At 35.8% G+C, this 13,936-nt stretch carries 12 protein-coding genes and 1 riboswitch; of the genes, 5 read left to right on the top strand and 7 right to left on the bottom strand.

Going from position 1 to position 13,936, the window contains the following annotated elements; all coding sequences use genetic code 11:
- The 4 genes from I586_RS15685 to mnmM all read left to right on the top strand — a co-directional run bounded on the left by I586_RS15685 (window position 1) and on the right by mnmM (window position 3,357).
- Window positions 1-1,032 (top strand): DUF4097 family beta strand repeat-containing protein, encoded by a 1,032-nt coding sequence (locus I586_RS15685; protein ID WP_010763832.1) that lies wholly within the window; start codon window positions 1-3, stop codon window positions 1,030-1,032.
- 129 nt (window positions 1,033-1,161) lie between these two features.
- Window positions 1,162-1,812 carry a phosphatase PAP2 family protein gene (locus I586_RS15680; RefSeq protein ID WP_010763831.1) on the top strand — a complete coding sequence of 217 codons (651 nt, stop codon included), beginning with the start codon at window positions 1,162-1,164 and terminating at the stop codon, window positions 1,810-1,812.
- 13 nt (window positions 1,813-1,825) lie between these two features.
- The gene (gene mnmL, locus I586_RS15675; RefSeq protein WP_010763830.1) at window positions 1,826-2,794 is read left to right on the top strand and encodes a tRNA modification radical SAM protein MnmL/YtqA; all 969 of its coding nucleotides are present in this window, start codon (window positions 1,826-1,828) and stop codon (window positions 2,792-2,794) included.
- Window positions 2,794-3,357: a tRNA 5-(aminomethyl)-2-thiouridylate-methyltransferase MnmM gene (gene mnmM / locus I586_RS15670; protein ID WP_010763829.1), complete on the top strand. Its 564-nt coding sequence runs from the start codon at window positions 2,794-2,796 to the stop codon at window positions 3,355-3,357. The genes mnmL and mnmM overlap by 1 nt, the downstream gene beginning before the upstream one ends.
- A 124-nt stretch (window positions 3,358-3,481) precedes the next feature.
- Here the strand turns inward: mnmM and I586_RS15665 are convergent, their stop codons facing one another.
- Together I586_RS15665 and I586_RS15660 are read right to left on the bottom strand one after the other, a co-directional pair.
- Window positions 3,482-5,251, bottom strand: coding sequence for an ABC transporter ATP-binding protein (locus I586_RS15665; protein WP_010763828.1), 1,770 nt, complete (start codon window positions 5,249-5,251; stop codon window positions 3,482-3,484).
- Window positions 5,244-6,953, bottom strand: a complete 1,710-nt coding sequence (locus tag I586_RS15660) for an ABC transporter ATP-binding protein (RefSeq protein WP_010763827.1) — start codon at window positions 6,951-6,953, stop codon at window positions 5,244-5,246. Before I586_RS15660 ends, I586_RS15665 begins: the two co-directional genes overlap by 8 nt.
- A 234-nt stretch (window positions 6,954-7,187) precedes the next feature.
- On the opposite strand from I586_RS15660, the gene I586_RS15655 reads away from it, so the two are divergent.
- Window positions 7,188-7,835 carry a TetR/AcrR family transcriptional regulator C-terminal domain-containing protein gene (locus tag I586_RS15655; RefSeq protein ID WP_010763826.1) on the top strand — a complete coding sequence of 216 codons (648 nt, stop codon included), beginning with the start codon at window positions 7,188-7,190 and terminating at the stop codon, window positions 7,833-7,835.
- Between the two features lie 55 nt (window positions 7,836-7,890).
- On the opposite strand, the gene I586_RS15650 is transcribed toward I586_RS15655, so the two are convergent.
- From I586_RS15650 to I586_RS15625, 5 genes are all read right to left on the bottom strand, one after another.
- A complete protein-coding gene (locus tag I586_RS15650) occupies window positions 7,891-8,679 on the bottom strand; it encodes an alpha/beta hydrolase (RefSeq protein ID WP_010763825.1) in 789 nt (262 codons plus the stop codon).
- A 243-nt stretch (window positions 8,680-8,922) separates the two neighbouring features.
- Entirely contained in the window at window positions 8,923-10,386 is a 1,464-nt protein-coding gene (locus tag I586_RS15645; RefSeq protein WP_010763824.1) for a DHA2 family efflux MFS transporter permease subunit, read from the bottom strand.
- A gap of 670 nt (window positions 10,387-11,056) precedes the next feature.
- Window positions 11,057-12,244, bottom strand: a complete 1,188-nt coding sequence (gene metK, locus I586_RS15635; RefSeq protein WP_010763823.1) for a methionine adenosyltransferase — start codon at window positions 12,242-12,244, stop codon at window positions 11,057-11,059.
- Window positions 12,242-12,382, bottom strand: a riboswitch (SMK box riboswitch). (Overlaps the previous gene by 3 nt.)
- A gap of 153 nt (window positions 12,383-12,535) precedes the next feature.
- The gene (gene lepB, locus I586_RS15630; RefSeq protein WP_010763822.1) at window positions 12,536-13,072 is read right to left on the bottom strand and encodes a signal peptidase I; all 537 of its coding nucleotides are present in this window, start codon (window positions 13,070-13,072) and stop codon (window positions 12,536-12,538) included.
- A gap of 174 nt (window positions 13,073-13,246) precedes the next feature.
- Entirely contained in the window at window positions 13,247-13,909 is a 663-nt protein-coding gene (locus I586_RS15625) for a hypothetical protein (protein WP_010763821.1), read from the bottom strand.
- Between the last annotated feature and the right edge of the window lie 27 nt (window positions 13,910-13,936).

Genomic DNA, 13,936 nt, shown 5'->3' with positions numbered 1-13,936 from the left:
ATGAAAAAGACAACTGCTTTTTTTCTATCCATAGGTGTTTTAGCTATGATCATCGGCGGGATTGGCAGTGCCGTTTATTTCAAACGGGCTGAACACTCTATGACCGAGATGAAAACTCAAACCTATGAGATAAAAAATAAACAAAGTTCAAAAGAAATTCATCTTGATCTTTCCGGAGATGCTGAATTTTATATTCTAACTGAAAATTCAAATACAGTAACGATGGATACACGAAGTTCTGTACCTGTTTCACTTAATAGTTCATTAGATGTTAAGGAACAAAAGGATCAACTAACTATTTCAGCAAATAGTACAAAGAAAAAGTCCGAATTTGATGGGTTTAAATTTGGCATTTTTGATGGCGGATCTGCAGTGACTTTAACGATCCCAGAGAATACTGAACGTCTAGTAATAGACGGAAAAGCAACTGGCGCAATCAATGTTTCATTAGCCACAACAAAAAATTTAGCCATCACAATGAACAATGCAGATGTTACTGTTAGTGATATCAACACGGAAAAATTAGCGATCGAGACCACTAACGGTAATCTGAACGTTCATACTGACGTTCGTGCTGATGACGCAACCTTCAAAACCCAAAACGGTGAAATTCAATTAAATGATTTTGCTGCCTCTAAATGGTCTGCTAGTAGTACTTCAGGCGATATTTCATTGAATAGTGTCAAAGGGATGTCTACTATTGAAACAACTAATGGTGAAATCCACGCAACAGACCTTAAAGGGAACGCAAAAGTTAAAAGTATCAATGGTGATTTTTCACTATACGGCACTGAACTTCCTAAAGAGTTACTCGTTGAAACACAACAAGGAAGTATTGACTTGTTTACAGAAGAAGTACTATATGATGTAACAATCAAAACCAAAACTAAGTTAGGTGATAGTACCATTTTCGGTAAGGAACGCACTTCTTATAAGCAAGGAAAAGCAACAAGAACGTTCACGTTACAAACAAATTCTGGGGATATTTCAGTTGAAGGTCCATCAGATTATGAAGATGGTGAGGATAGCTAATCTTCTTTTTAAATCAAAGTCTATATGAAACGTTGAAGTTTTCATATAGGCTTTTTTAGTATTCTCAGATGTCTTCTTATTTGTTTGGTGTTATAATAAACTTTATCTATAATTGGAGAGGATTTTTTAATGAAGAATAAGTTATATTATCAGTTTGCAGGAAGCTGCTTTCTAGTCGTTTTTATGTTTTTAGGTTATGTCGTTCGTTTTTATCCTGGTTGGTTAAAAAGTTTTGACCAAACGATCACTTCCATTGTACGTATGCCTTATCCTTCTGCTAATCCATTCTTTATTTGGTATACGAAGTTCGCAGATCCATTGACCATAGGAATCCTTACTTTAACTATTGCTTTTATATTGTTTAGAGGAAGCTATTATGCCGAAGTCCTTTGGCTTTTAATCAATACAGCATTAATTGCAGGTGTGGCAAATCCATTGATCAAGTTAGTATTTATGCGCACTCGTCCAACTTTACATCATTTAGTAACGGAACATAGTTATAGCTTTCCCAGTGGACATTCTACTGGAAGCGTCCTTTTGTATGGCACGATTATTTTATTGCTTCCACAATTTATTAAACAAAAAAATCTTTGTTTGTTTTTACAAATTATCTTAGGTGTCGGCATTTTTCTGATTGGGATAAGTAGAATCTATGTAGGCGTTCATTTCCCTAGTGATGTTTTAGGAGGCTTTTGCTTTGGTTTAGCTTGGCTCTTGATGACCTATCCAATTTATTTAGAAAAACGTTTTGTTTGGCGCTTTAAAAATAAACAACAATAGAAAGAAGAAGAAAATGTCAAAATTTTTATATACTGAAGATCCAAATAAACGATATCATACATGGAATTATGCTTTACGACAACAATTTGGCGGTAAAATTTTTAAAGTTCCTTTAGATGGTGGTTTTGATTGTCCAAACCGTGATGGAACAGTTGCAAAAGGCGGCTGCACTTTTTGTAGTGTTTCAGGTTCAGGCGATATGATCGTAGCACCACAGGATCCTTTACCGATTCAATTTCAAAAAGAAGTACAGATGATGCATAAAAAATGGCCACAGGTTGACCAGTATATTGTTTATTTTCAAAATTTTACAAATACGCATGCTCCTGTTGAAGTGATTCGACACCGTTTTGAACAAGTTGTCAATGAAAAAGGCGTTGTGGGTATTTCGATTGGTACGCGTCCTGACTGCTTGCCCGATGATGTTGTAGAATATCTAGCAGAACTGAACCAACGTTATTATGTATGGGTAGAATTAGGTTTACAAACAACCTATGAACATACGAGTAACACAATCAACCGCGCCCATAATTATCAAACGTATTTAGATGGTGTTGCTAAATTACGTAAACATAATATTCGGGTCTGTACACATTTGATCAATGGTTTACCTGGCGAAAGTTTAGAGATGATGCGAGAAAATGTCCGTCGTACGATTCTTGATTCAGATATTCAAGGAATCAAGTTACATTTACTGCATTTAATGACGAATACGCGTATGTTGCGTGATTATCATGAAGGACGTTTGCAATTGATGACGAGAGAGAACTATGTCAATGTGATTTGTGATCAATTAGAAATGATCCCACCAGAGATCGTGATCCATCGTTTAACCGGTGATGCGCCCACTGATGCTTTAGTTGGACCAATGTGGAGTTTAAAGAAATGGGAAGTGTTGAACGCAATTGATGATGAAATGAAACGTCGAAATAGTGTTCAAGGACTCTACAATGTTCGAGATGTAAAGGAGGTTTCTATCTAATGTTACAAACGGCGATGCGTTTTAGTCATACATTATTAAAAGAAATAATCCAAACTGGTGATACGGTTGTAGATGCAACTATGGGCAATGGAAATGATACAGCTTTATTGGCGCAACTCGTTGGTACAAATGGTTTAGTTTACGCTTTTGATATTCAAGAACAAGCTTTGCAAAATACTGAAAATAGGCTTTTGGAATCTGGAGTACGAGAGCAAGTCCGCCTATTACATCAAGGTCACGAGACGATTGAAACAGCTATTCCTGAAGAAACAGCTTTACGTGCTGCTATTTTCAATTTAGGGTACCTACCTAAAAGCGATAAACAGATCATCACAAAACCAGATACAACGAAACAAGCTTTAGATGCACTACTCACTCGATTAGTCTCTAACGGTCGAATCATTTTAGTCGTTTACTATGGTCACGCTGGTGGTGAAGCTGAATTAGCGCTGATAAAAGAATATTCGCAACAGCTTCCACAAGAAGAATACAGTGTTCTGACTTATCAATTTATTAATCAGAAGAATAATCCTCCAATTTTATTTTGCATTGAGAAAAAATAGGTAGTAAAGCAAAACATAGACAGTTTTGCTTTACTACCTATTTACTTTTATTTAGAACCTTTAGATATATACTACTTTAGAGATTCCAAACCGTTTGTAGGAATTAACCCCTAAGGACATTTATTTATTCAAATACAAACTGATTATAGTACAATTCTGAATAGAACCCTTCTTGTTTCAATAATTCATGATGACTTCCTTCTTCAATCACTTCACCATTTCTTAAAACAACAATACGATCCGCATTCAAAATGGTTTTCAAACGGTGAGCAATCACAAAGCTTGTTCTGCCTTTGATTGCTTCGTCCATCGCTTTTTGGATTTTCGATTCAGTCACGGTATCTACATTACTTGTTGCTTCATCTAAAATTAATAATGATGGATTTGTGATGATTGTACGTGCGATACTGATCAGTTGTTTTTGACCTGTACTGAAAATGTTATTTTCTTCCGTAATTTCAGTGTCGTAGCCATTTTCCTGTTCCATAATGAACTCGTGAATATTCGCTTGTTTTGCCGCTTCAATAATCTCTTCTTCAGTAGATTCAGGTTTACCAAAAGAAATATTGTCTCGAATTGTTCCTGAGAATAACACTGAGTCTTGTAAAACAATTCCTACATGGCTTCGTAAACTGCTTAATTCTATTTCGCGAATATCCGTACCATCAAAGGTAACGGAACCGCTATTTACATCATAAAAACGATTCAACAAGTTCATGATCGTCGTTTTTCCTGAACCCGTTGGTCCAACTAATGCAACCATTTCACCTTTGCTTACATTGATTGAAACATCTTTTAAAATCGGCACTTCTGGATCATATCCAAACTCAACATGATTTAAAGAAACAGATTCATTAATACCAGCGATTTCTTTTCCATTTTTCGGATTGATTTCATCCGGTTCGTCAAACATCTCATTTAAACGACGAGCACCTGTGATCGCTAACTGGATCATGCTGTAACCTGAAGAAATTTGCATTAATGGTTGATAGTATTGTTGCGAATATTGAACAAAGGTTACCACTAAACCTAACGCAACTGTTTTTTCTAAATCACCATTTAATGCTAACCAACCACCAAAGAAAATCACGATAGCTGTATTCACAAGAGACATGCCTTGCATCATTGGAAACAGCAAACCAGAGTATACTTGTCCTTTAAATGTCGCTTTGCGTACAGTATCATTATGTTCTAAGAACCCCTCAATGGTTTCTTCTTGCAAACCATTCGTAATAATCACACGTTGTCCGCTGATTTTTTCATCCATATATCCGTTTAACTTTCCAACTTCATCTTGTTGAATATCAACATATTTACGTGCTTTGCTGATGACAACTACCGCAATCAAAATCGCAACTGGCGTTGAGGCAATCGTTGCCCACGCCAACTGAACATTTTGGCGGAACATCATAATCAAAATCCCTACAAATAAAGCTGCATTAGTCAATACTTGAAGCAATGCTTGATTCAAACTATTTTGGATGTTATCCAAATCACTCGTAAATCGACTTAAAATTTCACCATCTTGATGAGAGTCAAAGAAACGAATCGTTAATTTTTCTAATTTATTAAATAAACCAATCCGCATCCGATTCGTTGACTTTCCAACAACTTGTGTAAATAGAATACTATAAATAAAATTGGCTGCACTTGTTAATACATAGAAAATAAATAGCTTCCAGATAATATCAATAAACTTACTCTTATCATCTGTTCCTTGCCCTAAAGCTCTAGCATAATTAGCTAATTCTTGAATCGCTTCACCAACAAATTGCGGTGCTTTCACTTGTAGATAAGTTGCAATCACAATCGTTATAAAGATGAACAAGAAGGAAAGTTTATATCGTTTTAAATAATGAAAAAAGAATTTACTTGCTCTTATTAAATCAGTCATTATTTTCATCCTTTCCTTTTTGTGTTTCGTAAATCTCTTGATAGATTGGGTTTGTTTTAGCTAATTCTTCATGTGTTCCTTCGCCTACTAATTGCCCTTTATCTAAAACTAAAATACGGTCAGCATGCACAACTGAAGAAATCTTTTGAGCGATCACGATCGTTGTTGTATCTTTTAAGTCCTTATCCAACGCTTCTCTAACTAAACGTTCTGAACGTGCATCTAAGGCACTTGTGCTATCATCTAAAATTAAGATCTTAGGATCACCGATCACACCACGAGAAATAGACAAACGTTGTTTTTGTCCACCAGAGAAGTTATTGCTTCGTTCAGCAACTGGTGCTTCATACTGCAACGCAAGTTTCTCAATAAATTCTTTTGCCTGCGCAATTTCTGTAGCTCGACTCATGTCAGCTTCACTAGCATCTTTTTTCCCTTGACGTAGGTTTTGTGAAATCGTACCTGAAAAGAGAATTGCTTTTTGCAAGACGAATGAAACAGCTTTACGTAGACTCTGTTCATTAACATCCTTTAAATCCACACCACCAACTTCTACAGTTCCCTCAGAAGGATCAAACAATCGTGGAATCAATTGCGCTAAAGTTGATTTACCTGCACCTGTCGCGCCAACGACACCAATCATTTCACCTGGCTTGATAGAAAATGAAATATCTTTCAGTGTATCTGACTCATCTCCTGGATATCGGAAACTAACATGGTCAAACGTCACACTACCATCTAGGTTTTGTTCTGGCACTTCTTTATATGTCAATGCAGGAACTGTATCCATGACTTCTTTGATCCGTTTGATTGAAACAGCGGCACGAGAAGTCATCATCATCATCATTCCGCCGATAATGATCGCCATCATGATTTGCATCAAATAACTCATAAATGAAGCAATTCCACCAACAACAGTTGGATCATCTTTCACTAGATTACTAACAAGAAAAATCGATCCTGCAATCGCTAAGTTAGCTGCCAACATAAATGACGGAATCATAACAGAAAACAATGTTCCTACAATCAAATTATGTTTCGTCAACTCTTCACTGACTTTACTAAAACGATTTAATTCATTATCTTCTTGAACAAATGATTTCACTACTCGAATCCCTAAAAGATTTTCTTTTGCTAACCCATTCACTTTATCGATCAATGTTTGAATGATCATAAAATGTTTGCCCATTTGAGAAAATGATAAAGCTGTGATAATAAATACTGCCACGACAAGTAAAATAATTACCCACCATAATTGAGGCAATGTCATCATCGCTAAAATAAAACTTCCGATAAATAGGATCGGAATTCTAAACAATGACTGCAACGCAATCATGATCACATTTTGAATTTGAGTAACATCATTTGTTAAACGTACAACTAAATTTCCAGCAGAAAATTCTTCAATATTTCCAAATGAAAATGTTTGGATTTTACGAAATGTTGCTTCTCGAATATCGGCACTAACACCTTGCGCTACTTTGGCAGAATAAATTGTATTGAAAACTCCGGCAATCAATCCTAAGCCTGCGATTCCAATCAAGTATAATCCTAGTTCTTTCATTTGGCTTTTATCTTCTTTAATAATGGCTTCTAACACTTTTTGTAATAATTTAGGTTGCCATAAGGCCGACATGACCATGATAACAACGGTAATCAATGCTATGGTAACTTCCAACTTGTACTTCTTGACGTGTTCCATAATAATACTCACTTAATCCCAACTTTCTTTGTAAATCTAGCCTATTCAATTCATTGTGCAACTTTCAACGAGTATTTAATGTTATTATGTGTTAATGGATAAATAAAGTGGTCTATTTCATTTATCAAATTCACAAACTTAACACTGTAAAATTAGGCCGCATAACAATTTACCATTTTTAACAATGAAATTCAAGAAGTTAGCTTATATTTTTTAAATAAAAGGATGATAAAATTGGAATCAAAATTATCAAAAGATAAAATCGTTCAGGCAGCATTTCAGTTATTGACAGAAAACCCTGAATTAGAAAAATTATCTATGCGCAAAGTAGCGCAAAAACTTAATATCCAAGCACCTGCAATCTATTGGCATGTAGAAAATAAACAAGCCTTGCTCCAAAGTATGGCTGAAGAAATAGAAAACCAGTTTATCCCACCAAAACCTCAAGAGAATTGGAAAGAAACAATCTATGCTTATATGGAAAATTATTATGAATTATACCAACAATACCCATGTGCCATAGAGATCGAAATTCAAACGATTCCTTCCTACCCCTCTCGATTAAGGAATCTTGATGCAATCCTTGGTATACTTCATGAAGCTGGTTTCTCAATCGAATTAAGTTACATGACTGTCACGTCCTTACAGCATTTATTATTTGGTATGCTGATGGATTCTTCCGAAGAGAAGAAGTTATATACGAAAGTGATGGCTGGCGATGATTATTTAAAAAAACAGATCATTTTGATGAAACAATATGTCCAAGAAAATGAGCTGAACAATATCAGCGAAAGTATTCACTATCGACAAAAAGAAAAACAAAAAGATTTCTTCATGAAGACACTACGGGTATTTTTAAATGGATTAGATACGCTCGTCTAACTATAAATACGTAAAAAAGCTCGGACATTTTTTAATGACCAAGCTTTTTTTATCTTTATCTATTTAAAGGTAACCATGCCAAAACTCTTTGAATCCATTCATCCCAAAAGACCCAATCGTGCTGACCAGGACCCGTTTCAAAAGTATGCTCAACATAATTCTCCTGTAATGCTGCCGCCATTTTTTTATTCCCATATAATAATGGATCTGCTTCACCACAACATAGAAAAATATTCGGCGCATTTTTCCCACTTTTAACTAACTGATCTAGTAAAAACATTGGATCATTGATCGACCCTTGAACCTGTTCTAACGGACCAAAAATTCCTTCCCAGTAATTCTTACTTTTGACAGATAGCAGGTCTTCCATTCGATCAGCTAAATTTACAGCCCCAGACAGTGAAGCCACAGCTCCAAATTTTTCTGGTTTTGACAACCCAAGTTTTAATGCACCATATCCCCCCATCGAGAGTCCAACAGCAAATGTTTTTTCTCTTCTAGTTGTTAATTGAGGAAATAATTCATGGCAAATCATTGGCAATTCTTCAGCAATAAACGTCCAATAATTCATGTCGTATCTCGTATCTGTATACCAACCTAAGTCTGTAGAAGGCATGATCACAGCGATTCCAAGATCAGAGACATATCGTTCAATCGAAGTCCGACGTTCCCATACACTATGATTTCCCCCCATCCCATGAAGTAGATACATCACAGGAACATCGTTACTATTGCCTTTTGAGGCTGTTCCAATTTTTTTCTCCGTTTTTTGAGGTAAGATCACATTCAATGATACTTCCATCTCTAATATATTTGAATAAATATTTGCTTGTAAAAAGGCCATCCAACATCCCTCATTTCTTTTTCTATTATTGTAGCACTAAATCCATCATTTTTTGACTAAATAGATAAAACAAATAACTCGTTCTTCTAATGAAGAACGAGTCGAGGAGGAGTTAAAAATGAAAAATACTTTTGTTCAAGTTGTCTTCTTTTGGTATGTCTCAATCATACAAAGAAAATATGAACATTTTGTGTTGAAACTTCGTATTCTATCGTCATTTTTTATAAAGAAATAATAACTCCTCTATTTTGCTATTTTCTTTTTAACACTTATGTTTAAAATAATCGCCACAATAATCAGACCGATGCCAACGATATATACATTATGAAGTCCTGCATAAAGCATTCCACGTAATGGTTTCAATAAATCTGCTGGAATGGTATTAGCCGTGTGGGGATTCACAAGTTGATTCATCACATCTGAATCAACTTTTAAGGTACTTTTCGCTAATTCAGAAGTTGTCACAGCATTGATAATAACCCCAAAAATCGATACCATCAAGGTTTGCCCAATTGTTCTCGCTAATGTATTGAAGGATGTTGCCACACCCATTTCAGAAGGATCAACACTGCTTTGTGCTGTCACAGTTGTGGTTGTAATCGTAATCCCAAAACCAATCCCTAAAACAGAAGAGATTGCAAAGAACCAGACAAATGAAATCGTTGCTGGAACCAACACTAAGAAAATACCGCCTAATAGCGTAATACTCAAACCGATCGTTAATACTCTTTTTGTTGTATGTTTCTCCATTAAATTACTGGCAATAAACGATCCAACCATCCATAAAATCGACATTGGCGCTAATACTAATCCACCGATTCCAGCGCTTTTGCCCAATACACCTTGCATCCACATTGGAATATACACTTCTACACCCATCAAAAATCCACTGATCAATGCTGCTACGATATTCACAATCACAAAAGTAGAATTTTTAAACAACATCAAATCGATCACGGGATCTTTGGCTCTTTTTTCCACAAAAATAAAGCTAATAAAGAATAACACAGAGGCTCCTAAGCATAAGAACACTTTTAAATCAAAACCGCCATCTCCAATTAATTGAAATCCTAATAATAGCGTTAATAAAACAAACATCAACTGAATGCTACCCAAGATATCCATTGGTACTTTGGATTTTTCTCTTTTAGGTTCCACTAAAAAGTAAGCAATCAATCCCATCAACACAAGACCAATCGGCACGTTAATGAAGAAAATCCAATGCCAACCAACTGTATCCACGATAAAACCACCCGCAAGTGGTCCAAAAATACTGGCAATTCCCCAAGCAGCACTATTCAGCCCTAACATCTTTGCACGTTTATCAATTGAATAGATATCTGCAAGAATTGTTAATGCAACAGGCATAATCGCTCCTGCCCCAATTCCTTGAATTGCTCTGGCAATGATCAAGGTGATCATATTTTGCGCCAAACCACAAAGTGAAGATCCTATAATAAAAATAATAATACCAATCATGAAAATCGGTTTTCGTCCAATTTTATCCGCTAACTTTCCATAAATAGGCGTTAGCATTGCATTTGTTAATAAGTAAATAGAAAATACCCAGTTCATAATTTCCATGCCATGTAAGGATCCTACGATCGTTGGCATAGCAGTTGAAACGATCGTTCCTTCAATTGCTGTCATAAACGTTGCAACAAAAACACTGATCGTTACAAGTTTGACGTTTGTTTTTCTTTCCATGTATCTCCATCCTTTTTGCTATTTTTTGATATAGTTACTTATTCATTTACAGAGTTTTGTTGCATCTATTGCGAGACTTTACATTGAATATGAGCGTTTTTAAGTTTATTGTAACTGACTTGATGATTGATTTTGTGGGTTGTTGGCTTGTATTTGTTGTTTGGTTTAACATATTTGGTGATTTACTAGTAACGAAACTTCGCTCCCTTTGGTCGCTGGCTTCTATTTGTTATTAGCATTATAGCATTTGGTGATTCACTAGTAATGAAACTTCGCTCCCTTTGGTCGCTGGCTTCTATTTGTTATTAGCATTATAGCGCTTGGTGATTCACTAGTAATGGAACTTCGTTCCCTTGGTCGCTGGCTTCTATTTGTTATTAGCATTATAGCGCTTGGTGATTCACTAGTAATGGAACTTCGTTCCCTTGGTCGCTGGCTTCTATTTGTTATTAGCATTATAGCGCTTGGTGATTCACTAGTAATGAAACTTCGCTCCCTTGGTCGCTGGCTTCTATTTGTTATTAGCATTATAGCGTTTGGTGATTCACTAGTAATGAAACTTCGCTCCCTTTGGTCGCCAAGTACTGTTCATCATCCACTCTGGCGGAGCCAGTCGTGGTGATTCACAGCAAAACGGCGCCACTAATTTTCATTAGTAGCGCCGCCTCGTTTACTCCATCAAGCTTTTCTTGATTGCATCGACTTTATCTGTCTGCTCCCAAGGTAGTTCAATGTCTGTACGACCAAAATGACCATATGCTGCCGTTTGTTTGTAGATTGGACGGCGTAAGTCAAGCATTTCTATAATTCCCGCTGGACGCAGGTCAAAGTTTTTACGAACCGCTTCAATCAATTTGCTTTCAGGTACTTCGCTTGTCCCAAAAGTGTTGATTGAAATCGATACAGGTTGTGCTACACCAATGGCATAAGCTAACTGAACTTCAACTTTTTCAGCTAATCCTGCTGCAACGATGTTTTTTGCAATGTAACGTGCTGCATAACTGGCAGAGCGATCGACTTTCGTCGCATCTTTTCCAGAAAAGGCACCGCCACCATGACGCGCATAACCGCCGTAAGTATCTACAATGATCTTACGTCCTGTTAAACCTGCATCACCTTGTGGTCCACCAATCACAAAGCGGCCTGTAGGATTTATAAAATATTTCGTTTCTTCATCTAATAGTTCTGCTGGAATTACTTCTTCAATAACGAGTTTTTTTACGTCTTTTTGAATTTGCTCCAGCGTAGCTTCTTCATCATGTTGTGTACTGATTACAACAGTATCTACACGTTGTGGTTTACCATTTTCATCATACTCAACTGTAACTTGTGATTTGGCATCTGGACGTAAGTAAGGTAATTTTTCCTCTTTACGCAACTGAGCTAAACGACCAACCAGTTTATGACTCAATGAAATCGGTAAAGGCATTAACTCTGGTGTTTCATCAACCGCAAAACCAAACATCAGCCCTTGATCTCCAGCACCAATATCGTCTTTGGTATCTTTGTCGCCGCGTGTTTCTAATGCGTCATCCACACCTTGTGCAATATCTGGTGATTGCTCATCGATTGCAACTAAAACAGCAACTGTGTCTCCATCAAACCCATATTTTGCTCGAGTATAGCCTATATCTTTTAATGTTTGTCGAACAACTTTTTGGATGTCTACATAAGCCGTAGTCGAAATTTCTCCAAAAACTAAAACTAAACCAGTCGTAACACTTGTTTCGCATGCCACACGGGCTTTTGGATCTTGTTCCAAAATCGCATCTAGTATTGCGTCACTCACTTGATCGGCAACTTTGTCCGGATGTCCTTCTGAAACGGATTCTGATGTAAATAAATGTCTCTCTGTCATAATGTATTCCCCCTATTTATATTCGGTTACAAGGCATCTTTGTATAAAATATAGAGTAACTTTTAGACTAGTTCCACTAGCTAATCATTTAAAACTCTATAATTTCACAACAAATCCTTTCGGGAACTTGTAACGCTTATTAGTATAACAGATTTCCAAAGAAAAAACTTACTTTTTATTCTTTCCTAGAAAAACTCTTTTATTTTTTTATCAGCGCTAGAAGATAAGTTGATTTATAGAAATAAAAACACCTGCGGCTCCGTAAAATCGCGGTGTTTTCCCAGTGTTTCATTAGAATTTTTGTAATTTATGTAACGGCAACACTCTCATTTCGACAGTTCCAATAATCTCATTTTCATCTACTAGCTGATAATAACGACTATCCGTTGCATAGGGACGATTATCGCCTAAAACCAAATACTTCCCCTTAGGTATCGTAGGTTTTCCTGTTAAAGACCTTAATGTGAAATCTTCGGTAAACATCATACCATCTTTTTCAAATTGCCTTTTGTAATCAGCAATAAACCGTTCCTCTTTTTCCTCTTCGTTAATATACAACTGTCCATTTTTATAATAGACATTTTCTCCAGGACGACCGATGATCCTTCGAATTGATTTATCTTTAGAGTTAGGTACCTGCATGTAGACAAGATCAAAACGCTTGATATCTGTTAGTTTATTGACAATAACTACATCTTTATCTTCCAACGTATCATTCATAGAGTAACCTTCAACTTTCGCAAAAGAAAAGGTAAATAGAGACAATAGATAGACCACCACAGTTGTTACCAGTATAGTTAAGCCTATTTCAAAAAAAAGAAGCTTCATTTTTCTTCTCTTTTTCTTATTCTGTTTCTTCTTACGCTTTTTTGAAGGTCTCTTTGAATTGATAGGAACTTTTTTTTTGCCTGTTTTTTTAGCGTTTATTGTTTGGGCGGTTTGTTTTTTTGGATTTCGTTTCGCTCTATTTTTATGAGTTGCTTTTTTCATAAAATCACCAGGTTATTTTTTATTTACCAACGCTTTTTCATTGATTTTAAAGTAACTGACTACTGCTTCTTGATTTTTCTTAACTGCCGCAACATCTGCTTCAAACGCATTTAAGAGTGTCTCATCTTTGAAAAATTCATCTGTTTGAGAGGATAAGTTTATTCCTAACTCTTTCATTGACTTATAGTATTTATTCAACGTTTTTTGCCCTTGTTCTGTATTTCTGATCGTTGCTTTATAAATACCATAACTTGAAAGCTGCCCTGCTAGTAATTTAATATTTTTCCCAGCTTTAACATCATTATCCGTTGTTTTTGCTGCTTGCAGTTCTTTTTCGATATTGTCTACTAGATAATACCCTTGAATGACCGCTTTAGAATCTTTTTGACTTAAATGCATGGATTGATAATACAATGAATAACCTGCGCTTAACGTTGACAGTAAAAATAAAATGCTTAATACGATCCCAAACGTCCGCTGCTTTTTGCTTTTTCTTGTTAGTTCTCTGATTTTCCGTCTTTTTTGTTTCTTTTTTTTCTTTTTGACTTTTGTTCTTTTTACTTTTTTTAAAGCTTTTTTAGTTTGAATCATCAGATAAAAGGAGGTCCCTGCAAATAATAATCCTACACTGGCTATGGATAAAGAAACAATAAAAAACCAATCTAATATAGTCATTTGTTTACCTCCTTCATTTAAAAATAT

It is taken from the genome of Enterococcus moraviensis ATCC BAA-383 (assembly GCF_000407445.1).
Taxonomy (GTDB): Bacteria; Bacillota; Bacilli; order Lactobacillales; family Enterococcaceae; genus Enterococcus_L; species Enterococcus_L moraviensis.
This window is presented reverse-complemented; position numbering and strand designations above follow the sequence as displayed.